Origin of the sequence: Nocardia rhizosphaerihabitans (genome assembly GCF_014646295.1) — a bacterium.
GTDB classification, from domain to species: Bacteria; Actinomycetota; Actinomycetes; order Mycobacteriales; family Mycobacteriaceae; genus Nocardia; species Nocardia rhizosphaerihabitans.
Map to the genome: position 1 here is coordinate 609,918 of NZ_BMNE01000002.1, position 21,310 is coordinate 631,227.

General features: G+C 68.7%; 23 protein-coding genes. 8 read left to right on the plus strand and 15 right to left on the minus strand.

Going from position 1 to position 21,310, the window contains the following annotated elements; all coding sequences use genetic code 11:
• Window positions 1-55: 55 nt before the first annotated feature.
• The gene (locus IEY60_RS09210; RefSeq protein ID WP_189026079.1) at window positions 56-1,567 is read right to left on the minus strand and encodes an amino acid permease; all 1,512 of its coding nucleotides are present in this window, start codon (window positions 1,565-1,567) and stop codon (window positions 56-58) included.
• A 49-nt stretch (window positions 1,568-1,616) separates the two neighbouring features.
• Window positions 1,617-3,104, minus strand: a complete 1,488-nt coding sequence (locus IEY60_RS09215) for a peptide MFS transporter (protein WP_189026081.1) — start codon at window positions 3,102-3,104, stop codon at window positions 1,617-1,619.
• Window positions 3,105-3,268: 164 nt separating this feature from the next.
• On the opposite strand from IEY60_RS09215, the gene IEY60_RS09220 reads away from it, so the two are divergent.
• Complete coding sequence (locus IEY60_RS09220; RefSeq protein ID WP_189026083.1) at window positions 3,269-3,715, plus strand: SRPBCC family protein; 447 nt, start codon at window positions 3,269-3,271, stop codon at window positions 3,713-3,715.
• Window positions 3,712-3,870: a hypothetical protein gene (locus tag IEY60_RS09225; protein WP_189026085.1), complete on the plus strand. Its 159-nt coding sequence runs from the start codon at window positions 3,712-3,714 to the stop codon at window positions 3,868-3,870. Before IEY60_RS09220 ends, IEY60_RS09225 begins: the two co-directional genes overlap by 4 nt.
• Before the next feature lie 7 nt (window positions 3,871-3,877).
• Here the strand turns inward: IEY60_RS09225 and IEY60_RS09230 are convergent, their stop codons facing one another.
• The 3 genes from IEY60_RS09230 to IEY60_RS09240 all read right to left on the minus strand — a co-directional run bounded on the left by IEY60_RS09230 (window position 3,878) and on the right by IEY60_RS09240 (window position 4,999).
• A complete protein-coding gene (locus IEY60_RS09230; protein ID WP_189026087.1) occupies window positions 3,878-4,087 on the minus strand; it encodes a hypothetical protein in 210 nt (69 codons plus the stop codon).
• Between the two features lie 30 nt (window positions 4,088-4,117).
• Window positions 4,118-4,273, minus strand: a complete 156-nt coding sequence (locus tag IEY60_RS09235) for a DUF6131 family protein (RefSeq protein ID WP_189026089.1) — start codon at window positions 4,271-4,273, stop codon at window positions 4,118-4,120.
• 135 nt (window positions 4,274-4,408) lie between these two features.
• Window positions 4,409-4,999 carry a TetR/AcrR family transcriptional regulator gene (locus tag IEY60_RS09240; protein WP_189026091.1) on the minus strand — a complete coding sequence of 197 codons (591 nt, stop codon included), beginning with the start codon at window positions 4,997-4,999 and terminating at the stop codon, window positions 4,409-4,411.
• Window positions 5,000-5,179: 180 nt separating this feature from the next.
• On the opposite strand from IEY60_RS09240, the gene IEY60_RS09245 reads away from it, so the two are divergent.
• From IEY60_RS09245 to IEY60_RS09255, 3 genes are read left to right on the plus strand one after another with little or no spacing between them, the layout of a single operon-like run.
• The gene (locus tag IEY60_RS09245) at window positions 5,180-6,712 is read left to right on the plus strand and encodes an LVIVD repeat-containing protein (protein ID WP_189026093.1); all 1,533 of its coding nucleotides are present in this window, start codon (window positions 5,180-5,182) and stop codon (window positions 6,710-6,712) included.
• A complete protein-coding gene (locus IEY60_RS09250) occupies window positions 6,709-7,338 on the plus strand; it encodes a DUF305 domain-containing protein (RefSeq protein WP_189026095.1) in 630 nt (209 codons plus the stop codon). The genes IEY60_RS09245 and IEY60_RS09250 overlap by 4 nt, the downstream gene beginning before the upstream one ends.
• 48 nt (window positions 7,339-7,386) lie before the next feature.
• Window positions 7,387-8,982, plus strand: a complete 1,596-nt coding sequence (locus IEY60_RS09255; protein ID WP_189026098.1) for a GMC oxidoreductase — start codon at window positions 7,387-7,389, stop codon at window positions 8,980-8,982.
• Between the two features lie 44 nt (window positions 8,983-9,026).
• Here the strand turns inward: IEY60_RS09255 and IEY60_RS09260 are convergent, their stop codons facing one another.
• The 8 genes from IEY60_RS09260 to IEY60_RS09295 form a co-directional block, all read right to left on the minus strand.
• A complete protein-coding gene (locus IEY60_RS09260; RefSeq protein WP_189026100.1) occupies window positions 9,027-9,314 on the minus strand; it encodes a hypothetical protein in 288 nt (95 codons plus the stop codon).
• 63 nt (window positions 9,315-9,377) lie between these two features.
• The gene (locus IEY60_RS09265; protein ID WP_189026102.1) at window positions 9,378-10,109 is read right to left on the minus strand and encodes a GntR family transcriptional regulator; all 732 of its coding nucleotides are present in this window, start codon (window positions 10,107-10,109) and stop codon (window positions 9,378-9,380) included.
• Window positions 10,110-10,250: 141 nt separating this feature from the next.
• Window positions 10,251-10,625 (minus strand): SHOCT domain-containing protein, encoded by a 375-nt coding sequence (locus IEY60_RS09270; RefSeq protein WP_189026104.1) that lies wholly within the window; start codon window positions 10,623-10,625, stop codon window positions 10,251-10,253.
• Between the two features lie 187 nt (window positions 10,626-10,812).
• Window positions 10,813-12,144 (minus strand): serine hydrolase domain-containing protein, encoded by a 1,332-nt coding sequence (locus tag IEY60_RS09275; protein ID WP_229739667.1) that lies wholly within the window; start codon window positions 12,142-12,144, stop codon window positions 10,813-10,815.
• Between the two features lie 63 nt (window positions 12,145-12,207).
• Complete coding sequence (locus IEY60_RS09280) at window positions 12,208-12,723, minus strand: Rv2240c family protein (RefSeq protein WP_229739668.1); 516 nt, start codon at window positions 12,721-12,723, stop codon at window positions 12,208-12,210.
• 173 nt (window positions 12,724-12,896) lie between these two features.
• Entirely contained in the window at window positions 12,897-13,517 is a 621-nt protein-coding gene (locus tag IEY60_RS09285; protein WP_189026106.1) for a DUF305 domain-containing protein, read from the minus strand.
• Between the two features lie 77 nt (window positions 13,518-13,594).
• Entirely contained in the window at window positions 13,595-14,212 is a 618-nt protein-coding gene (locus IEY60_RS09290; protein ID WP_189026108.1) for a hypothetical protein, read from the minus strand.
• Window positions 14,213-14,272: 60 nt separating this feature from the next.
• On the minus strand, window positions 14,273-14,851 hold the full coding sequence (locus IEY60_RS09295; protein ID WP_189026110.1) for an AMIN-like domain-containing (lipo)protein: 579 nt from the start codon (window positions 14,849-14,851) through the stop codon (window positions 14,273-14,275).
• Window positions 14,852-15,255: 404 nt separating this feature from the next.
• Here IEY60_RS09295 and IEY60_RS09300 point away from each other — a divergent pair, with 404 nt between their 5' ends.
• Entirely contained in the window at window positions 15,256-16,404 is a 1,149-nt protein-coding gene (locus tag IEY60_RS09300; protein WP_189026112.1) for a class I SAM-dependent methyltransferase, read from the plus strand.
• A gap of 152 nt (window positions 16,405-16,556) precedes the next feature.
• Window positions 16,557-17,417 (plus strand): Bax inhibitor-1/YccA family protein, encoded by an 861-nt coding sequence (locus tag IEY60_RS09305; protein ID WP_189026114.1) that lies wholly within the window; start codon window positions 16,557-16,559, stop codon window positions 17,415-17,417.
• 59 nt (window positions 17,418-17,476) lie between these two features.
• On the opposite strand, the gene IEY60_RS09310 is transcribed toward IEY60_RS09305, so the two are convergent.
• Entirely contained in the window at window positions 17,477-18,697 is a 1,221-nt protein-coding gene (locus IEY60_RS09310; protein ID WP_189026116.1) for an acetyl-CoA C-acetyltransferase, read from the minus strand.
• Window positions 18,698-18,757: 60 nt separating this feature from the next.
• Window positions 18,758-19,627, minus strand: a complete 870-nt coding sequence (locus IEY60_RS09315; protein WP_189026118.1) for an SGNH/GDSL hydrolase family protein — start codon at window positions 19,625-19,627, stop codon at window positions 18,758-18,760.
• Between the two features lie 260 nt (window positions 19,628-19,887).
• Here IEY60_RS09315 and IEY60_RS09320 point away from each other — a divergent pair, with 260 nt between their 5' ends.
• Window positions 19,888-21,276, plus strand: a complete 1,389-nt coding sequence (locus IEY60_RS09320; RefSeq protein ID WP_189027429.1) for a cystathionine beta-synthase — start codon at window positions 19,888-19,890, stop codon at window positions 21,274-21,276.
• Window positions 21,277-21,310 lie beyond the last annotated feature (34 nt).

Below are 21,310 nucleotides of genomic sequence, written 5' to 3' on the forward strand. Positions count from 1 at the left end.
CCGGCGTGTCGCCTGATGACTCGCGCCGGTCCGACCTTATCGCCGAGACTGCCGGTCAGTCGGTTGTCGGCGACTTCTTGCCGAGGACGGAGTGGCGGCGGCTGTAGGCGAAGTAGACCACGAAGCCGATGGCCATCCAGACGATGAAGCGGATCCAGGTGTCCACCGAGAGGTTGACCATCAGCCACAGGCAGGACAGGACGGCCAGGATGGGGACGAGGGGGACCAGGGGGACGCGGAAGCCGCGGGGGAGGTCGGGGCGGGTCCGGCGCAGGATGATGACGCCGACCGAGACCAGGACGAAGGCGAACAGCGTGCCGATGTTCACCATTTCTTCGAGGGTGCCGAAGTCGACGAACCCGGCCAGCACGCAGCAGACGATGCCGACGAGGACGGTCAGGCGAACCGGCGTGCCACGCGAGCCGGTGTGGGCCAGCCAGCGCGGCAGCAGCCCGTCGCGCGCCATCGCGAACAGCACGCGGGTCTGGCCGAGGAACAGCACCATCACCACGGTGGTCAGGCCGGCCAGCGCGCCGATGGAGATGACGTTCTTGGCCCAGTCGACGCCGTGGATCGCGAAGGCGGTTGCCAGCGTGGCGTTCTCACCGGCCAGGTCGGTGTAGGGCACCATGCCGGTGAGCACCAGCGACACCGCGACATAGAGCACGGTCACGATGAGCAGCGAACCGAGGATGCCGCGCGGCACCGCCTTCTGCGGGTTCTTGGTCTCCTCGGCGGCGGTGGCGACGACGTCGAAACCGATGAACGCGAAGAACACCAGGCTGGCCGCGGCGAGCAGGCCGTACCAGCCGAAGTTGCTGTCACCCGCGCCGGTCAGGAACGAGAACAGCGACTGATGCAGGCCGCTAGCGCCGTCCTCGGCAGGCTGCGACGGCGGGATGTAGGGGCTCAGGTTGGAGGCCTTGAAATAGGTCATGCCGAGGACGAGCACCAGCGCGATGACGCCGAGCTTGATCGCGACCGCGATCGCCGACACCCGCGAGGACACCTTGGTGCCGATGGCCAGCAGGACGCCGAGCACCGCGATCAGCGTGACCGCGCCCCAGTCGAAGGTGACCGAGCCGAGTTGCATGGTGGCGGACTCGAATCCGAAGACCGTGCCCAGATACTGCGACCAGCCCTTGGCGACCACCGACGCGGCGAGCGCGAATTCGAGTATGAGGTCCCAGCCGATGATCCAGGCGACCAATTCACCGAAAGTGGCATAGGAATAGGTGTAGGCGCTACCGGCGACCGGCACCGTCGAGGCGAATTCGGCATAGCAGAACGCGGTGAGACCACAGGCGATCGCGGCGAACACGAAAGCCAGCGAGACCGAGGGGCCCGCCACATTGCCCGCGGTCCGCGCAGTGAGCGTGAAGATACCGGCGCCGACGACCACCGCGACACCGAAGATCGTGAGATCCCACGCCGTCAGGTCTTTGCGGAGTCTGGAATCCGGTTCGTCGGTGTCGAGAATCGATTGCTCGACGGATTTGGTGCGGAACAATCCACTGCTGCGTGCGGATGTTCGGCCCGCCTCTGGTGTGGCTTCCGGTGTCGGCACGGTCTTTCTCCTTCTGTGCGAACGTCTTCGGGGAGTACCCGGAGGCAGGTCAGTGCACGCCCTGCATGTGACGCTTGATCCAGGGGGCGCACGCGACCACGACGAGACCGGCCGCGATGGCGGCGGCGCCGCTGATCCCGAAGTAAGCGGTCTCGCTGTCGGGGCTGTAGTAGCGGGCCAGGGTGCCTGCCATCGAGGTGCCGATACCGACCGAGAAGAAGTACAGGGCCATCATCTGGGAGCGGAACGCGGCGGGCGCGAGATGAGTGGTCACCGCGAGACCGATCGGCGAGAGCAGTAGTTCGGAGACGGCGAAGCCGCCGAGGATGACGAACACCGCGAGCACCGGGACGGTCTTGCCCTCGAATCCGCTCAGCAGCGCGAACAGCCAGAACGCGATGCCCATGCCGATGACGCCGAGGGCGAACTTGATCGGGGTGCTCGGCGCCCGGTTGCCGAGCTTGGTCCACATGAGCGCGAACAGCGGCGAGAGCGCGATGATCCACACCGGCTCGACCGAGCCGATCCAGCTCGCGGGCGCTTCCCAGCCGAAGATCCGCCAGTCGATGCGCTCGTCGGAGTACACCGCGAGCATGGTGAACATCTGCTGGAACAGCGACCAGAACACCGCGTTGGCGATGAACAGCGGGATGAAGGCGAGCACCCTGGTTCGCTCGACCGGGGTCACCTTGGCGCTGGTGAGCAGCACCGCGAAATAGGCGATCGAGGCAAGCACGATGACGCCGGTGGTGACGTCGGAGAGATTGTCGAGCGTGATCAGCCCGGCTGCCACGGCCACCGCCACCACGACCGCGGCGACGGCGGTACCGATCAGCACCGGGGTCAGGTCATTGCGGGTGACCGGGTTGGGCACGTCGCGGCCGTGAGTGCCCAGGTTGCGCCGGAAGATCACGTACTGGGTCAGGCCGAGCGCCATGCCGACCGCGGCGGCGGCGAAGCCGACGTGGAAGCCCCACTCACGCTGCAGCAGACCGGTGATCAGCGGACCGGTGAACGCGCCGATATTGATGCCGAGATAGAACAGCGTGAAACCACCGTCGACGCGCGCATCCGAGGGCGCGTACAGCGTGCCGAGCAACGACGACGCGTTCGCCTTCAGCGCGCCGCTGCCGAGCGCGACGAGCACGAGGCCGGCACCGACACCGGTCAGCCCGGGCAGCACCGCCAGCGCGATATGGCCCGCCATCACCACGACACCGCCATAGAAGACGGTGCGCTCCATGCCCAGCACCCGGTCGGCAATCCAGCCGCCGAGCACGGTGGACAGATACACCAGGCCGCCGTACGCGCCGACGATGCCCAGCGCCGTGCTCTGATCGAGGCCGAGCCCGCCCTCGGTGGTCGAGTAGTAGAGGTAGTAGCCCAGGATCGTGAGCATGCCGTAGAAGGAGAAACGCTCCCACAGCTCGACGCCGAACAGGTTGGTCAAGCCGATCGGATGACCGAACAGGGTACGTTCGGCAGCCTCGTCGGCGGGGCCTGGCGGGTCGCCGAGCCGCGTTTCTTCGGTGGACATAGGGGAACGATCCCACGTCCAAACGGTGTACAGCAATTTTCCCGCATCGTCGCGGGTTCGGCGCGCCGCGGGAGTCTCACCTCGGCAGAACTCGGCGCGCGGCGGCCTCGTGCGCCAATTACGCTGGAGTGGCTCGACTCCCGCGACGGACGAGGAAATCAGACATGCTGACTGCCGAAGTCACGGTGCCGGTGGACCGCGGTGCGGCCTTCGCGACCCTGTCCGACGGCTGGCTGTACGCGAGCTGGGTGGTCGGCGCCTCGCATATCGGCCGGGTCGACCCGGGTTGGCCCGCCGTCGGCAGCCGCATCCACTACCGATTCGGGCTGTGGCCGGTGTTGATCAGCGATACCACGGTGGTGCGGGCCGTCGACCCGCCGCGTCGGCTGGAGCTGGAGGCGCGGCTGTGGTCGGTGGGGTCGGCCTGGATCCGGCTGACGCTGACCGAGGAGAAACCGGGCCACACCACCATCCGGATGACCGAGCGGGCCTCCCGCGGCCCGGCGCAGCTGATTCCCGGACTGGCCCAGGACCTCGTCTTCGCCGCCCGCAACCAGGAATCGCTGGACCGGCTGGCGGATCTGATCAGGGCGCGCACACAGAAGTCATGAGCGTGTGGCGGCGCGTGGCCGGGCGGGCCGAGCTGGACGCCGACGCCGAGAAGAAGGCCGGACGCGCACCACTGTGGCGCGCGTCCGGCTGCGACCGGTGCAGCACCGGCCCGGCCACCTCCGGCAGCGGCAGGCAATGGCCGCGCCGGAGCTGACCACGGGCTACTGGCTGGGTTCGGGCAGCTCGCAGTCGTTGACCTTGGGGTTGACCCCCATGTAGTTCAACGGACCGGCGACCACCGTCACCGCGATGGTGCTCAGCGTCGCGCAGTTCTGGTCACGCTCGGTGAGATAGCCGCGCTGACCTGCGGCGATAACGCCGATCACCAGCCACACCAGCACCAGGAGCGGAATGAGGCGGGACAGATACATGATGTCTCCTCCAGGAAGTCCGGCCGGGGATCAGTACCAGTGCCGCCGGCCGCCGACCGGACGGCCCATGCCGCCGACCAGGGCGAGGACGACGCCGATCACCAGCAGGATCACGCCGATGGTGGTCAGCAGCGAGATGCCGAGGACGAGTCCTAGGATGAGGAGAATTGCGCCGAGAATGATCATTGAGCTCACCTGTTCGGTATGGGGTCTACGTCGGGATGTGCCGGGATAGTCCGCCACATCGGGCGTATGCCCCGTTGTGCCGATCGGAAACAGGTATCGCTTGCGCGGGAACGGATCTGCCGGAATCGCGGCCGGTCAGCGGGTGGTTGCCCCGCGCCGGGACGCCGCCTCGTTGTCGGCGGTCATCCGGTAGACCGTGCGCTCCATGGTGGCCAGGATCCCGGTGATCGGCAGGGTGCCAGCGGCGAAACGGCCGATCAGGGCCAGTGCCATATTGCCCAGGATGAGGCCGAGATCGTCGAGGTAGCCGGGGTCGAGGTCGCGCAGCGCGACCTCGGCGACCGGGAGCACCGCGATCAGGCCCTGGCTGTCGAGGCGTTCGCCGCCGGGTCCGGTGCGGGCGTGGTGGTAGGCCTCGAGCATCTTGGGATTGCGCTCCCACGGCTCGAAAACGGTGCGCAGCAGCCGGGTCAGGCTGTCGCGGACGGACTCGCCGGGTTCGGGTGGGGTCACGTCCGCGTAGGCGTTGGCGTCCATCCACTGCTGCAGCGCGGCGATGATCAGCTCGTCCCTGGTGTGGAAGAGCCGGTAGATCTTGGCCAGCGAGACGTGGGCCTGCGCGGCGACGGTGCGTAGCTGGACGGCGTCGTAACCGTCGGTGGTCAGCAGGTCCAGCACCACCGCGATGATCTTCGCCGATGCGTCCGATTCCGTTCCGCTGCCCACCGTTGAATGGTAGCGTCGCGCGGTGGTAACCCAGTTACTGCTGGATGAGGTCGGTGCACGCCTCGTCTGAACGAAGCGACACCCAACCACTGACGAGGTCTTCCTCCGCTGCCGCGTGGCGGTGGAACAGCTCGCAGGCGAAAGAAAGGCGGCCCCGTTCGCGGGGCCGGCGACAACTCCATGACTCGTCTGTTCACTCCCGCGGCCCGCCGCTACGGCCTCGCCGCGGTGGCGGTGCTGCTGATGCCACTCGGCATCGCCGCCCCACCACCCGCGGCCGGTGCACCCGCCGCGCACACCGCCGACTGCCTGCCCGGCTCCCTGCCCGAAACCGGTCTGCAGGGCGACGTCCCCGCCGCCGACCGCGACAGCGGGCGCTCCCGCGACGGATTCCGTTGCAATATGCGGATGCTCGGCAGTTCCGCGGGCCGCGGCGGCGGCATCACGTCGGTGACCTTCGACCACTGCGCCTATGTCGGTACCTTCTTCCCCGGCAACCTGCTCGGTCCCGACGAGGGGGTCAGGGTCCTCGACGTCGCCGATCCCTCCGCGCCGGTGCACACCACCACCCTCACCGAGCCCGCGATGCTGGCGGGGACCTGGGAGAGCCTGAAGGTCAATGCCGCGCGGAAACTGCTTGTCGGAGCGGGTGTTCCGGCGCTGACCGGAGCCGGTCTGCTCTCGGTCTACGACATCTCCGATTGCGCGCATCCCCGGCTGCTCAATCCGGGCCCCGGCACCGATCTTGCGCTACCGGTACCGATCACCGCGCACGAGGGCGGCTTCTCCCCGGACGGCCGCACCTACTGGGCCTCGGGCACGGCACCAGGCCTGCTCAGCGCGGTCGATCTCACCGACCCCGCCGAACCCCGGGTGATCTGGCAGGGCCTGCCGGGTCTGTCCATGCACGGGTTCGGCTTCTCGCCCGACGGCAATCGGATGTATCTGGCCGACAATATGGGCGGGCTGAAGATCCTCGACGTCGCCGCGGTGCAGCGCCGCGATCCCGAACCGCGCGTCCCGGAACTCGCCGATATGACGTGGACCGACGGCTGGGCAACCCAGCACGCCGTTCCGGTGACCTACGGCGGGACGCCCTATGTGTTCGCCGTCGACGAGGCCGGTTCGGGCGGGGTGAAACTCATCGACGTCTCCGACGAGCGACGCCCCCGGCTCACGCAGTCGATCAAGCTCGCGATCAACCTGCCCGAAAACCAGGACAGTATGGTCGCCTCGGCGTCGGGCGGTTCGCTGTTCGCCTATGACGCGCACTACTGCGCGGCCGACCGCCCGGTGGACCCGACCGCTCTGGCCTGCAGCTGGACCTCCTCCGGCATCCGGGTCTTCGATGTCCGCGACCCCGGCGCCATCCGCGAGATCGGCTACTTCAATCCGCCCGCCCGTACCGGCGAGAACGCCGGGCTGTGGAACTCTCCGCACGCGCTCGCCTCGATCATCGGTCCGCCGCTGCTGGCGGCGCCGACGCTGGCCCAGTCGATGCTGCAGGGCGCCTTCGATCCCGCGCAGGCGCTCAGCTCACGCACCGGCACACTGGCTTTCGGCGATTTGTCGACCGACTGGTGCTTCTCGCCGCCGGAATGGCGCGGCAATCAGCTGTGGACTACCTGCGCGGACAACGGCTTCCTCGCGCTGGAACTGGCGCCCGAGGTGTACACCCCGCCTGCCGGCCAGTCCTCGACCACCGGATCATGAACGGGCACAGTGGATTCCGGCTGGCCGGCGCAGCCGGGCTGGTAGCGCTGCTGCTGGCCATGGGCGCCGCGCTGCGCTCGCTGCTGCCCGTTGGCGCGGTCACCGCGGCGCCGGTACTGACCGCCACCGAGATCGGCTTCGTCCAGGACATGGCGGCTCATCACAGCCAGGCCATCGTGCTGGTCCAGCGGCTCGATCGGGGCGCCGACCCGTCGGTCGTCGCGCTGGCCGGGCAGATCGCCGACACCCAGCGCACCGAGTTGGGCATGTTGCTCGGCTGGTTGCGCTTGGCGGGCGCGCCCACCACCGGCACCGAACCGATGGTGTGGATGCGGCCTCGTGGGGCCCATCGGCACGCCGGAGTCGATCTCGCCCAGCACCATTCGACGATGCCGGGGATGGCGACGACAGCCGAACTCGCCGAACTCGCCGCCGCGCGTGGCGGCCGGGCCGAAGTCCTGTTCCTGCGGCTCATGCAACGACATCACTACGGCGGCATCGCGATGGCCGCGGTGGCTGACGCGCTGCTCGACGGCGGGGAAGTCGAGCGAGCGGCCCGCGACATGATCACCGGCCAGGGCCGCGAGGCCGGCCTGCTCGGGTTGCTGCTCGACCACCGCGCCTGAGCGGACTGCTCGAAACACCGATTCCCAACCCCGATGAAGGTCTCCCGAATGTCGAAGTTCACCCGTCGTACCCTGCTGGCCGGTGCTGCCGCCGCAGGTCTCACCCTCGCCACGGCAGGCACCGCCGCGGCCCGGCCCGGTCTCGCCCCCCGCACCGGCGGCATCCCGCTCACCCACGAGGACCGCAGGGTCGTCGTGATCGGGTCCGGCTTCGGCGGCGGGGTGACCGCGCTGCGATTGGCCGAGGCCGGCGTTCCGGTCCTGCTGCTGGAGCGGGGCAGGCGCTGGGCGACGGGCCCGAACGCCCAGACCTTCCCGCTGGCCACCCGCCCCGACAAGCGCCTGCTCTGGTACCGCTCCGATCCGGTCGTGTTCGGGCAGCCGCTGCTGTTCGAGCGGTACGCCGGTCTGGTGGAGGCGGTGCCGGGCGCCGGGATGACCGCGCTGTGCGCGGCAGGCCTCGGCGGCGGCTCGCTGATCTACCAGGGTATGTCGCTGCAGCCGGCACGCGAGGTGTTCGAGACCCACTTCCCTGCCGGGATGGACTGGGATCGGATGGACCGGGTGCACTACCCGAAGGTGGCCAGGATGCTCGGGCTCGCCACCGCGCCCGACGAGCTGATCGCCCACCGGAACTACACCGCGGCACGGGTTTTCGCCGACCGGGTACGCGGCGCGGGGATGCCGCTGTCGAAGATCCCGATGCCGATCGACTGGAACTACGCCCTCGCCGAACTGCGCGGGGAGATGGCGCCGTCCTACACCAACGGCGACGGCGCGATGGGTGTGAACAACGGCGGCAAGCATTCCGTCGACGTCACCTATGTCGCGGCGGCCGAGGCGACCGGTCTGGTCGACGTGCAGACCCTGCACGAGGTCACCGAGATCGAGCGCGCCGCCGACGGCCGCTGGGTGGTGCGCGTCGACCGGGTCGACCTCGCGGGCACGGTGCTGGAGAACAAGGTCATCACCACCGGCGCGCTGGTGCTCGCGGCGGGCAGCCTCAACACCACCCGCATGCTCGTGCGCGCGGCGGCTTTGGGGCACATTCCCGATCTGCCCGACGAGCTCGGTCGCGGCTGGGGCACCAATGCCGACCGGATCTATGTGTGGCGCGACGCGTCCGCGGGATTCGGTGCGGCGCAGGGCGGTCCGGTCGTGTACGGCAGCAAGAACTGGGACGACCCGAATTCCGCGTTCACCGTCATCCAGGCGTCGATCCCGTCGCTGCCGGTCGACCCGGGCGCCACCATGCTCGTCGGCTACGGCGTCAGCGCCGGGCGCGGCGAATTCGTGTACGAATCAGGCGCCGACATCGCGACCCTGCGCTGGCCAGGCGACGGTGACCGGGCCATCCAGGACGGACACATCGGCCCCGCGGTGCAGCGCATCGCGGGCCCCGGCAGCTCGCTCATCGATACCAATGCGCTGTTCCCGTCCACCTGGCATCCGCTCGGCGGCGCCAATATGGGCTCGGTCTGCGATCTCGACGGTCGGGTGCTCGGCCAGCGCGGTCTCTACGTCATCGACGGCGCGCTGATGCCGGGCAACACCGCGGCCTGCAATCCGTCGATGACCATCGCCGCGGTCGCCGAACGCGCGCTGGAGAATCTGGTCCGCACCGACGTGGGAACGCTCATCTGAGCGCGTTCGGCGCGCCGCCGGAATGGGGCGCGCCGAACGTGCAATCAGCCTGCGGAGCCGGGGATTCCGGGCAGGACGGCCGAGCCGGTCGACGGCGGGCGCGGGCCGCCGGAGCCGAGGTCGGCATCGAAGGAGCCGGTGCCACTTCCGAAGTCGGCGTCGACCGACCCCGCTGAGCTGCCGGTGGGTGGGCCGATCTCGACCGAACCGGAGGGGAGCAGATCCCAATCGAGACCGCCGACGGCGTTGGCGGTGCCGCCGGTGCCGAGCACGGCGCCCGCGGCGAGCACGGCCAGCAGGCCTGCCCGGGTGGTGGACTTACGGATGGACATGGGGTGATACCTCCGAGCACTTCGCTGTGATAGCGCTCATACAGTATCTGAAATAAAGCAGTTTCATACCTGCGATCGCTGGCCGACTTCCATCTGCACGCGATAGCGGTCGGCGCGGTACCAGCTCTGGGTGTGCTCGATCGGCACCTCGGCGCTGAACGACACCCGGTCGAAATGCAGGACGGGAGCGCCCTTCTTGACCCCGAGCAGCATCGCGACGCCGGACTCGGCGGCCTGGGCGTCGACGGTCTGCACGGCCCGTTCGATGGGTCGGCCGTACCGGTCGGCGGTGGTCCGGTAGATCGAGCCGGTGAGGTCGTGCGAGATCAGGCCGGGCAGCAGTTCGGGATTGAACCAGGCGTCGTCGACGCTGACCGGTTCCTCGTCGGCCAGCCGCAGCCTGCGCACGTGATAGGCGCGCGCGTCCTGGGGCAGGCGCAGCGCGCGGGCGGTGGCCTCCGGCGGCACCGCTTCCTCGGCGACCAGCACCAGGGTGGTCGGCTGATGCCCGAGCGCGCGCATCTCCTCGGTGAACGAGGCCAGATGCAATCGCGATTGCACCGGCCGGTGCGCCACGAAGGTGCCCTTGCCGCGCACCCGCACCAGATAGCCCTCGTTGACCAGCTGGCCGATCGCCTCGCGTACGGTGATCCGGCTGACGCCGTAATCCTGCATGAGATTGCGTTCGCTGGTCATCAGGTCGCCCGGCTGCAGCTCGTGCGTGCATTTCTGCAACAGAATCGCGCGCAGCTGTTCGTGTTTGGGCACTGCGCTGTCGCGCAGCGGTGCGGGCATGAGGGCGGCTCCTTCTCGCGAGCGGTGCACCGGTCCCTACTGGTCCTGTCCGGTTTGATCGAGGATACGCGACCTCGGCAAACGACGAAAGCCTCGCGCACCGAGGGAATCGGCGCGCAAGGCTTTCGGTGGAACCCGGCTTCAGCCGAGTGCCTTGGCCTTCAGGTGTTCGAATTCGGCCTGGGTGATCGAGCCTTCCTCGAGCAGCTTCTTGGCGTCGGCGATCTGCGCGGCGGGACTGGTGCCCGCGGTCTCCCTGATATACGAATCCTGCGCCTGCTGGATCTGCTTGGCCTCGGCGCTCGAGCGCTCGGCCATGCCCTGGCCGCGGACGATCAGGTACGCCAGCGCGGTGAGGAACGGGAGGAAGAGCAAGCAGATGATCCAGATCGCCTTCACCCAGCCCGAGGTCTTGTGGTCCCGGAACAGGTCTCCGATGATCATGAACAGCATGAGCAGGTAAGCGACGAATGCGAAGCTCACAATGATGAGCCAGAGCACTTCCCAGAATGACATGACACACCTCGCGTTCGGACACGGATCGATTCGCCCCAGTTCGGGTGATCGATTGAAGCACGCATATAGCTGGAAACTTGCCGGTCTTCGAGCATTGTGCCAACCCTGTTCAGGGTGACCACCCGTCAGCGTACGCGCAGATGGGGTCGCGTCGCAGGTGGCGGCTCCGGCGCCGCCACATCACGATTCAGCGGATGCCGGGAGTCGCGGGGTTGCTGCCGACGCAGCCGAGCACGACGCAGCCGGGCGGCCAGTCGGAGAACGGCGGCTTGGGCGTCTCGCCGAGACAGTCGACGAAACTACAGCCGGGGTAGGCGTACGGGCCGATGCCGAGGGTGCCGAAGAACGCGTCGGGGCGGGCGATCATCGGATCGGTGACGCTCACGTCCGGGCGCTCCTGGTAGGGGCCGGGGTCGGGCTGCGGCTTGTCGACGAAGGCCGAGACCAGCGTGCGCAGCACATTGTGGGTGTAGGTCGACGAGGCGCCCGGCGTCGCGACGCCGGTCCAGTTGAGCATCAATCCCAGGCTCGGGACGATGTAGCTGTCGTTGCGCAGCATGCCCGACATCTTCACCGCGTCGTCGGGCAGGCCGGGGAACTCCAGGCGGCAGGGCGCGCCGTTGATCACGAACAGGAAGCCGTAGCAGGGCATGCTCGCCGAGGGGGACAGCGCCGCGCGCATGTAATCGTCGGAGATCACCTGCAGGTCGTTCCAGCGTCCCCGATTGCCCACCAGCAGACCGAGTTTCGCGAAGTCGTCCGGCGGCAGGATCAGATGCGCGTGACCGTAGGTGTTTCCGGCGCGGTCGCGGGCCCAGAAGTAGTCGCTGCGCGCGATACCCAACGGGTCGAACAGCTTTCGCTGCGCGAAGGTCTGGAAGTCCTCGCCGACGGCCTGCTGGATCACGTAGACGAGCAGGTCGACCGCGCGCTGGCTGTAGCGGAACATGGTGCCCTGCGGGCGCTCGATCGGCATCGCCAGCGCCTGGGCGACGACATTCGGATCCAGCGCGGCCAGCCCGGTCGCGCCCTCGGCGGCGACGGCGACCTCCATCCCGGAGGACTCGGTGAGCAGGTTGCGCACGGTGATCGCCCGGTGCGCCTCGTCGCCGAGACCGGCGGGCAGATAGCGGCCGATCGGCTCGTCGATGACCAGGCGGCCATCGTCGACCGCCAGGCCCGCGACCAGCGCGACCACGCTCTTGGTCCCGCTCCACAGATTCCAGGGCACCCCACCGGATTCGGCATTGCGCGGCCCGCCGGCTACCAGGCAGTTGTTGCGGTAGAGCTGGATGTTGAAGCGGGTGGTGTCGATCGCCAGGTTCATGGCGGCGGTGACGCGCCCCGGGTCGAGGGCGGCCTCGGCGGGCGTCGCGGTCTGCGGCGTGCGCCCCGAGCTGACATCACACTGCTTCGCGGTGACCGGGTCGGCCTGCGCCGTTGCGGGCAGCAGCGCTCCCGAGGTGAGCGCCAGCGCGGTAACCGCTGCTGCTACAACATATTTCAGATAGCCGTGCACTCAACCCTCCAGAAAGAGATTCCGGGAGGGAATCGTGAACGATCACGTTCTTGTTACGTCGGCTCAGCTTCCGTAGGGCTTGCAGACCTCGATCGCGGCGTCTTTTGCCGCGTTGAACGTGTCGATCACACCGTTGAGTTCGTCGGTGGGCGCGCGCCGTTCGAGGGTGTCGGCGAGGGTGTTGGTGTTGTCGCGGTAGGAACGCAGCGGCTCGGCCAGTGTCGGGATCACATCGTTGGTGATCTTGCGGCCGAGGTCCTTGGCGTTGTTGCGCAGGGTGGCGACCGCGTCGTTGGCCTTGGTGTCGGTGTCGGGCGCCCTGGTGTTGCTGGCGTCGATGTAGGCGTTGAACGCGGTCACCGAGCTCTTGTTGGCCGCGCGCAGTCCGTCGCAGGCTGTGTCGTTGGCCTTCTTCACTCGCGCCGCCGAGGAGGCGGCCACCTCGGAGGTGTAGGAGGCGAGGTCGGTCTGGTTGGCCTGGGCATCGCCCGGCACCTGCTTGGTGCAGGCCACCAGCACCATTCCGGTCGCGACGGCCACGAGTGCCGTGGTCACCCCCACCCGTTCCCGTTGTCTCATCTCGCCCTCTCCTCCCTCGGGACCGCCGGCACCGGATCGCGCACCGGAGCCGAACATATCGACCGTACTGGCTGTGAGCGGGTGACGTCAGCTCGCGGTGGCGATTTCGATGACCAACCGAGACGTCGGGCCGGTCGCGGTGCCGGGACCGTCGGCCCCGGCACCGCCTCCGATCAGCCCTGTCCGAGCATGCCGCGCATCGTGTTGATCTCGGCCTCCTGCGCGGCCACGATGGCCGTGGCGAGCTGCCTGGATTCCGGGTTGACGCCGTTGGCCAGCTCGGTGCGGGCCATGTCGACCGCGCCCTCGTGATGGTCGATCATCATCTCCAGCCACTGCTTGTCGAACTCGGCGCCCTGGGCGGACTGCAGTGCGGACATCTGGGCGTCGGTCATCATGCCGGGCATGGCGTGACCGCCGTGGCCTTCGCTCGCGCTCGGCGCGGGCTTGCCGAAGGACACCAGCAGGTCGGTGATCTGCTGCATCTCCGGCGCCTGCGCCTTCTCCACCTCCGCGGCCAGCGCGATGAGCTGCTGGTTCTGGGTGTGGCTCGGCACCATCTTCGCCATCTCGACGGCCTGCGCGTGGTGCGGGTACATCATCTGCAGGAAGGTGACGTCGGCGTCGTTGAAGTCGGTGCGGGCCGCGGCCGTCGCGCTGGTCGCGCTCGCCGAGCTGGTCGAGGAGTGGGTGTCGTGCGTCGCGGAATCGGTGTCGTCGCCGCAGGCGGCGAGCAGCAGGACGCTCGCGGCGGAGGCGGCGAGGACGGTGGCGCGGGTACGGGTGATGAACATGGGTGATCCTCCTGGGGATTCGGGTGACAGTGAGAGGGGTCGGACCGCCGCCGGGCGCACCGGTGGCGGCTGACCTGTCAGATCCGCAGGATCGCCAGTTGTGCGAGGGAGAGGACGGTCCACGGCGGTGGGCGTTCACGCCTGCCACGCCATGGCCGTGCGATGGCGTGGCCGATCGCCGCGGTGTCGTTCGTGAGCCGGTAGAGCAGCACCAGCGTCAGGGCGACGGCCAGTGCGGCGAGGACGAAGACGCAGGAATGGACGGCGGCGTGCTCGCCGCAACCCGCGGCGCCGCAGCCGGTGTCCGTTCCGTGCTTGCCCTCGGCGGGGGCCGCGGCCAGCACGATGTCGGTGGCGGGGTCGGCGAAGTGGATCGGGCCGCCGGTCGGGACATCGCGCACCGCGGTGCTCGCGTGCGACGGTTCCTCGGCCATGGCGTTCGACGACGCGGCGGTGCTCGCGTGCGATGAGTCGCCGGCCATGGCGCCCGACGACGCCGCGGTGCTTGCGTGCGATGAGTCGGTGGTGGATGGGTGCGCTGACGCGGCGTTGGTTGCGTGCGATGACTCCGCCGTGGACGCGTGTGCGGTGCCGAAAACAGCCGAGTGCATGGCGACGATCCCGGCCAGCAACATCAGCATGGCGAGCACCCTGGCGATGCCGGGTGCGCGCTCGAGCGGATGCTGATCGTTCACAGCACCGAGTCTAACCAGCGTGATCGGCCTGCCGGAAATACCCCGACACGGTAGGGGTAGTTACTGGGTGGCGATGTCGACGACCAGCCGCGGCGGGTTCGTCAGCGCGGTGACGGTGAACGGCGGCCGATCGGCGTCGACGCCGATGAAGGACTGGGTCGCGCCTTCGTAGACCAGGGTCTTGTAGACGCCGGTGATGCCAGGGACGCCAGGGTCGGTCACCGGGTCGGGCCCCGAATACGCCGGGACGGTCGATTCGAATGGGTAGACGGACCCGAGGATGCGCACCTCCAGGATCGAACTACCCGCCACGTCGACGGTCTTGCCGCTGCCGTCCTGCACCGCGCGGTCGGTGTACTCGACCCGCCAGCCCGGCGTTCCGGTGCCGCCGAGGGCGAAGACCACCCGGTCGAAGCCCTCCTGGCGGCCGACGCGGATATCGGTGACGGTCAGCGCGGCGCCGGTGGAGGCCTCGCCGGACTTGGGTTCGTTGTCGGTCGGCACCTCGCCGGTGGCGTCGGCGAAGGTGGTGGTGGTGCTCGTCGGCGCGGTGGTGGCGACCGGCGCGGTGTCGGTGCCGCAGCCGGACACCGCCAGCGCCGCGATGGCGACCATGCCGAACACGAGAGCAGTACGCATGAGGCTGATGGTACGCAGCCCAGGTGGCGCGGCGGGCGAACTAACGCAGGGTGTGTTCGGGCTACGGCAAGTTTGCTGGGGCACGGGCGAGTGGCCTGAGCGGGCCGGTCTGCGCGAGGGCGTTCGGGTAATCAGCGGTGGCAGCGGGTTCGACGCGGGGGTGCACTGCGTCCGAGGCGGATCAGACGAGGTCGATGTAGTCCAGAAACGGTGGTCGAAACATTGGGGAACAACAGGATTCGTGAGATCGGCCCGCTAGAGCCGGTCTGCAAGGATGGCGCAAATCGATGGAAGCTGTTCGTGCCCATCGGAGTACGTGCCACGACACCGCACTGTGAGCAAGGCCACCGGCGGATATCAGGGCCGGATGTGACGGTGGGGCAACGATCTAGCACACTTGTCGCGTGGACAGAGTCGAGGACGTATTCACCCGGCTGCGCCGGTATCCGGATGTGGAGGCGCCGAACCTCTATGCCGTCGACGCCGCCGACCGGTTACTCCTCGACACCGCCGCGGACGCCCTGACGGTGGCGGGTAGCGGCGAGGTTGCGGTGATCGGCGACGCCTACGGCGCGCTCACCGTCGGCGCGGCGACCCGGCACGATCTGACCGGTTTGCGCGTGCATCAGGACCTGCTCACCGGGGAACTCGCGCTGGCCGCCAATGCCAAGAATCTCGGGCTGACCGATCGCTACACCGCGCACGGTCTCGACGCCGAGTTGCTGACCGGCGCGCGGGTCGTCCTGATGCGCCTGCCGCGGATGCTGTCCGGCCTGGCCGAGATCGCCGAGGCGATCGCCCGCTACGCCGCCGAGGACGTCGTCGTGTTCGCGGGCGGCCGCGACAAGTACCTGACCCCGGCCATGAACGAGGTGCTCGCCGAATCGTTCGGCCAGGTGCGCGCGGGCCGTGGCAGGCAGAAGTCGCGGGTGCTGGTCGTGAGCGAGCCGCTGCCGGTCGGCGAGTCGCGGTTCCCGGTGGCCGAGCACATCGCCGAGATCGACGGTGACGTGCTCGCCTACGGCGCCGCGTTCTCCGGGCCGCGCCTGGATATCGGCACCCGCTTCCTGCTCGAGCATCTGGACCGGATGAAGCCCGACGCCCGCGAGGCCATCGACCTCGGCTGCGGCACCGGCATCCTCGCGGTGGCGCTGGCCAAGTCGCGCCCGCACATCCGGGTCGTCGGAACCGACCAGTCCGCCGCCGCGGTCGCCTCGGCCAGGGCCACCGCGGCCGCCAACGGCGTGGCCGACCGGGTGACGGTGGTGCGCGACGACGCCATGTCCTCGGCCGCCGACAACAGCGCCGACCTGGTGCTGTGCAATCCGCCGTTCCACGTCGGCGCCGCCGTGCACACCGGCTCGGCGATCAAGATGTTCGCCGAGACCGGCCGGGTGCTCCGGCCGGGCGGCGAGCTGTGGACGGTCTACAACTCGCACTTGAACTATCGGGGAGTGGTCGAACGGATGGTCGGGCGCACCGATGTGATCGGCCGGAACCAGAAGTTCACGGTGACGCGGTCCGTTCGTGGCCTGCGCGACGTACAACGATAGAGCCGGTCACACGCGGTAGAGTCCGATTTGTCCGAACGGACGGGTGACCGCACGCCGGGAACTTTGTCCGGTCGTGTCGCGTTGAACAGGCAGTTGGAGCTGTGCGACGCCGACAGGCGTACAGCGACTAATCACTCCAAGAAAGGCGCACGGTGCGTACCTCATCGAATCCGGTGTTCAAGAACTTACCTCGCCAGGAGGGTGTCGGCGGTTACGCGAACTTCGGTTCGGGCGTCGCCGGCGCGGGCCAGCTGGGTAACCAGCAGTACGGACAGCAGCAGTACGGCGAGTACGGGCAGCAGTACCAGCAGGCCCCCGCCACCCGCGCGATGACCATCGACGACGTGGTCACCAAGACCGGCATCACCCTCGCGGTGCTGACCGTCACGGCGATCATCTCCTTCGCGCTGTCCTCGGCGAACCCCTCGCTGGCCCCGCTGTTCGTCATCGGCGGCGGCCTGATCGGCCTGGTGCTGGTCCTGGTGGCGAGCTTCGGCAACAAGATGGACAACCCGGCCATCGTCCTGTCCTACGCGGCGTTCGAGGGCCTGTTCCTCGGCGCGCTGTCGCTGATGTTCACCGACGTGACCTTCGGAGGTGTGGGCGGTAGCGCTCTGATCGGCCAGGCGGTGCTCGGCACGTTCGGCGTGTTCTTCGGCATGCTCGTCGTCTACAAGACAGGCGCGATCCGGGTCACCCCGCGTTTCACCCGCATGCTGCTCGGCGCCATGGTCGGCGTACTGGTCCTGATGGTCGGCAACCTGATCGCGAGCTTCTTCACCGACGGCGGCTTCGGCCTGCGCGACGGTGGCGTGCTGGCGATCGTGTTCAGCCTGGTCTGCATCGCCATCGCCGCGTTCAGCTTCCTGCTGGACTTCGACGCCGCCGACCAGCTGATTCGCGCCCAGGCCCCCGAGAAGGCCGCCTGGGGCGTCGCCCTCGGCCTGACCGTCACCCTGGTCTGGCTCTACGTCGAGATCCTCCGCCTGCTGAGCTACTTCCAGCGGGATTGATAGCCAAGACATAAAAGAGCGGCCCACCGAATTCGGTGGGCCGCTCTTTTCGTTCTAACTCAGCTGAGGCGCTCGATCACGAGAGCCATGCCCTGGCCGCCGCCGACGCACATGGTCTCGACGCCGAACTGCTTGTCGTAGGTCTGCAGGTTGTTCAGCAGGGTGCTGGTGATGCGGGCACCGGTCATGCCGAACGGGTGACCCAGCGCGATCGCGCCACCGGAGACGTTGAGCTTGTCCTCGTCGATCTTCAGCTCACGCGCCGAGCCGAGCACCTGCACCGCGAAGGCCTCGTTGATCTCGAACAGGTCGATGTCGGAGACCGTCTTGCCCGCCAGCGCGAGAGCCTTCTTGACCGCCTCGACCGGGCCGAGGCCCATGATCTCGGGGGACAGGCCGGACACGCCGGTGGAGACGATGCGGGCCAGCGGGGTCAGGCCCAGCTCCTTGGCCTTGGTGTCGCTCATGATGACCAGCGCGGCGGCGCCGTCGTTGAGCGCGCAGCAGTTACCGGCGGTGACGGTGCCGTCGGGACGGAAGACCGGCTTGAGCTGGCTGACCGCCTCGTAGGTGACGCCGGCGCGCGGGCCGTCGTCCTTGCTGATCACGGTGCCGTCGGGCAGGGTCACCGGGGTGATCTCGCGTTCGAAGAAGCCGGCCTTGATGGCCTCTTCGGCGCGGTTCTGCGAGCGCACGCCCCAGTGGTCCTGGTCCTCGCGGGTGATGCCGGTCAGCGAGGCCACGTTCTCGGCGGTCTGGCCCATCGCGATGTAGGCGTCGGGGAGCAGGCCGTCCTGGCGCGGGTCGTGCCACGCACCGGCGCCACCCTCGGCGGTCTTGGCGGTGCGGGCCTCGGCCTCGGCGAACTCGGGGTTCTTGGTGTCGGGCGAGCTGTCGGCCGAGCCACGGGCGTAGCGCGAGACGGTCTCCACACCGGCGGAGATGAACACGTCACCCTCGCCGGCCTTGATCGCGTGGAAGGCCATCCGGGTGGTCTGCAGCGAGGACGCACAGTAGCGCTGCACGGTGGTGCCGGGGACGACATCGAGGCCGAGCTTGATGGCGACGATGCGACCCATGCCGAAGCCACCCTCACCGGCGGGGGAGCCGGTGCCCAGGATGATGTCGTCGATCTGCGTCGGGTCGAGCGAGGGCACCTTGGCCAGCGCGGCCTGGACCATCTGCGCGGTCAGGTCGTCCGGACGCATACCCGCCAGGGACCCCTTGACGGCACGGCCGATGGGGGAACGGGCGGTGGAGACGATAACGGCCTCGGGCATGAGGACTCCTTTTCGGATGCTGGCGTGAACGGCTGTTTACCTTGCCGGTCTTTCGTGAATCTACGTCTCGCCGTACGCGACGGGAAGAGCAGGGCGGGCGCGCACCGCCTCGATCAGGACGGGAAGCAGCTGAGCAGCGGCCAATTCGTAGCCCGCCGCGGAGGGGTGAAATCCGTCGGTGGCGAACAGGATTTCCGGAGCGGCGCGGAACTCGGAGGCGACCAGCGGTGAACCCATCGCCACCGGCGTACCACCTGCCACCGTGGTCGCCACCGTCTGTGCCTTGGCCAGGCGGACGCTCCAGTTGGCCACCACTGTGCGCAGCGGCTGCTGGATCGCGGTGACGGTGCCCAGGTTCGGGCAGGTGCCGACGACGACCAGCGCGTCGGCCTCGCGCAGCCGCGACACCGCGGCGGCCAGCCTGCGCGCCGAGGCCCGGATGGAGTGCTTCTTGGTGATGTCGTTGGCGCCGACGAGGATGACCGCGGCGTCCGGCGGCGGCCCGGCGACGAACATCGCGTCCACCTGTCCCGCCAGCCCTTTGGAGGTGGCGCCCGAGATCGCCTTGGTGCTCAACCGGATCCGCATTCCGGTGGCGTCGGCCAGACCGCGCGCCAACCGCACACCCGGCACGTCGGCGGCGCTGAGGCAGCCGAGCCCGGCGGCGGTGGAGTCACCGAAGATCATCAGATGCAGGTCGCTCGGCACGCCCTTGCGCCACGGCTCGGGTAGTTGCTCGCCGGGCGCGTAGACGCCGTCGGCTTCCGGCGGCTTGGAGGTGTCGCGCCCGATGACCGCACGCGCCGCGCCTGCCTGCGTCATCAGCAACCGATAGGTGGCCCAGGAAACGGTGCCTGCGCCGGACCCGGCGAGCACGGTGGTCGCCCCCGTGACGGCAGCGGTACGCCAGCTGATTCGAGGTGCGCTCACATCCGAAAATTCTACGACGCCAGTCCGCCTCTCCGGGCTTCTGGCCAGACCCGGGTGCCACGATTCATCGCAGGCGGCCGGAGGTTCAGACGCGTGTGAGCCAGCCCGTACCCGGCGAGCTACCCATGTCCCGACGAGATCATGCTGCACGACAGGACGCACCCCAAGGTCCCGTGCCCGATGCGCTGACTGCGGTGCGCTGGCTCACACCATCGGACCAGGTCGCACCGTCGATCTGAGGTTCTGCAACGATGGAGCTTATGCGTATCGCGGATCATGTCGTCGACCTCATCGGCAACACCCCCCTGGTTCGGCTGAACTCGGTGGTCGGCCCGAACGCGGGCCTGGTCGCCGCCAAGATCGAATACCTCAACCCGGGCGGCAGCTCCAAGGACCGGATCGCGGTCAAGATGATCGATGCCGCCGAAGAGGAAGGGCTGCTGAAGCCGGGCGGCACCATCGTCGAGCCCACCTCGGGTAACACCGGTGTCGGTCTCGCGCTGGTCGCCCAGCAGCGCGGCTACAAGTGCGTGTTCGTCTGCCCGGACAAGGTCAGCGAGGACAAGCGCAACGTGCTGCGTGCCTACGGCGCCGAGGTCGTGGTCTGCCCGACGGCCGTGCCGCCGGAGCACCCGGACAGCTACTACAACGTCTCCGATCGCCTGGTCCGCGAGATCGAGGGCGCCTGGAAGCCCAACCAGTACGCCAACCCGGGCGGCCCGGACAGCCACTACGAGACCACCGGCCCGGAGATCTGGGCCGACACCGAAGGCAAGATCACCCACTTCGTCGCGGGCGTCGGCACCGGCGGCACCATCACCGGCACCGGCCGCTACCTCAAGGAGGTCTCGGGCGGGAAGGTGAAGATCATCGGCGCCGATCCCGAGGGTTCGGTGTACTCCGGTGGCACCGGCCGCCCGTACCTGGTCGAGGGTGTCGGCGAGGACTTCTGGCCCTCCGCCTACGACCCGAGTGTCCCCGACGAGATCATCGCCGTCTCCGACGCCGACTCCTTCGAGATGACCCGCCGCCTTGCCCGCGAGGAGGGCCTGCTGGTCGGCGGCTCCTGCGGCATGGCCGTGGTCGCCGCGATCGAGGTGGCCCGGCGCGATCCCGACGCCGTTGTCGTGGTGCTGCTGCCCGACGGTGGCCGCGGCTACCTGTCGAAGATCTTCAACGACAAGTGGATGAGCTCCTACGGCTTCCTCACCACCCCGCTGGAGGCCGGTCCCGAACCGCTGGTCGGTGACGTGCTGCGCGGCAAGTCCGGCGAGCTGCCCGACCTGGTGCACACCCACCCGTCGGAGACCCTGCGCGACGCCATCGAGATCCTGCGCGAGTACGGCGTCTCGCAGATGCCGGTCGTCGGCGCCGAGCCGCCGGTGATGGCGGGCGAGGTCGCGGGCAGCGTCACCGAGCGCGACCTGCTCTCGGCAGTCTTCGAGGGCCGCGCCCAGCTCACCGATTCGGTGGCCCAGCACATGAGCCCGTCGTTCCCGCTGATCGGTTCGGGCGAGCCGCTCTCGACCGCCACCAAGGCGCTGTCGGACACCGACGCGCTGATGGTCGTCGAAGACGGCAAGCCGGTCGGCGTCATCACCCGCCACGACCTGCTCGGCTTCCTCAGCACCGGTACCAAGGGCAACTGAGCCCGATGCCGCCCCGTGCTGTCGGGGCGGCATC

Bases quoted from the DNA above. Each gene is read 5' to 3' on its own strand.
- IEY60_RS09215 (WP_189026081.1), bottom strand. From the start codon at position 3,104: ATGTCCACCGAAGAAACGCGGCTCGGCGACCCGCCAGGCCCCGCCGAC.
- IEY60_RS09220 (WP_189026083.1), top strand. From the start codon at position 3,269: ATGCTGACTGCCGAAGTCACGGTGCCGGTGGACCGCGGTGCGGCCTTC.
- IEY60_RS09225 (WP_189026085.1), top strand. From the start codon at position 3,712: ATGAGCGTGTGGCGGCGCGTGGCCGGGCGGGCCGAGCTGGACGCCGAC.
- IEY60_RS09230 (WP_189026087.1), bottom strand. From the start codon at position 4,087: ATGTATCTGTCCCGCCTCATTCCGCTCCTGGTGCTGGTGTGGCTGGTG.
- IEY60_RS09235 (WP_189026089.1), bottom strand. From the start codon at position 4,273: ATGATCATTCTCGGCGCAATTCTCCTCATCCTAGGACTCGTCCTCGGC.
- IEY60_RS09245 (WP_189026093.1), top strand. From the start codon at position 5,180: ATGACTCGTCTGTTCACTCCCGCGGCCCGCCGCTACGGCCTCGCCGCG.
- IEY60_RS09250 (WP_189026095.1), top strand. From the start codon at position 6,709: ATGAACGGGCACAGTGGATTCCGGCTGGCCGGCGCAGCCGGGCTGGTA.
- IEY60_RS09255 (WP_189026098.1), top strand. From the start codon at position 7,387: ATGTCGAAGTTCACCCGTCGTACCCTGCTGGCCGGTGCTGCCGCCGCA.
- IEY60_RS09260 (WP_189026100.1), bottom strand. From the start codon at position 9,314: ATGTCCATCCGTAAGTCCACCACCCGGGCAGGCCTGCTGGCCGTGCTC.
- IEY60_RS09265 (WP_189026102.1), bottom strand. From the start codon at position 10,109: ATGCCCGCACCGCTGCGCGACAGCGCAGTGCCCAAACACGAACAGCTG.
- IEY60_RS09270 (WP_189026104.1), bottom strand. From the start codon at position 10,625: ATGTCATTCTGGGAAGTGCTCTGGCTCATCATTGTGAGCTTCGCATTC.
- IEY60_RS09280 (WP_229739668.1), bottom strand. From the start codon at position 12,723: ATGAGACAACGGGAACGGGTGGGGGTGACCACGGCACTCGTGGCCGTC.
- IEY60_RS09285 (WP_189026106.1), bottom strand. From the start codon at position 13,517: ATGTTCATCACCCGTACCCGCGCCACCGTCCTCGCCGCCTCCGCCGCG.
- IEY60_RS09295 (WP_189026110.1), bottom strand. From the start codon at position 14,851: ATGCGTACTGCTCTCGTGTTCGGCATGGTCGCCATCGCGGCGCTGGCG.
- IEY60_RS09310 (WP_189026116.1), bottom strand. From the start codon at position 18,697: ATGCCCGAGGCCGTTATCGTCTCCACCGCCCGTTCCCCCATCGGCCGT.
- IEY60_RS09320 (WP_189027429.1), top strand. From the start codon at position 19,888: ATGCGTATCGCGGATCATGTCGTCGACCTCATCGGCAACACCCCCCTG.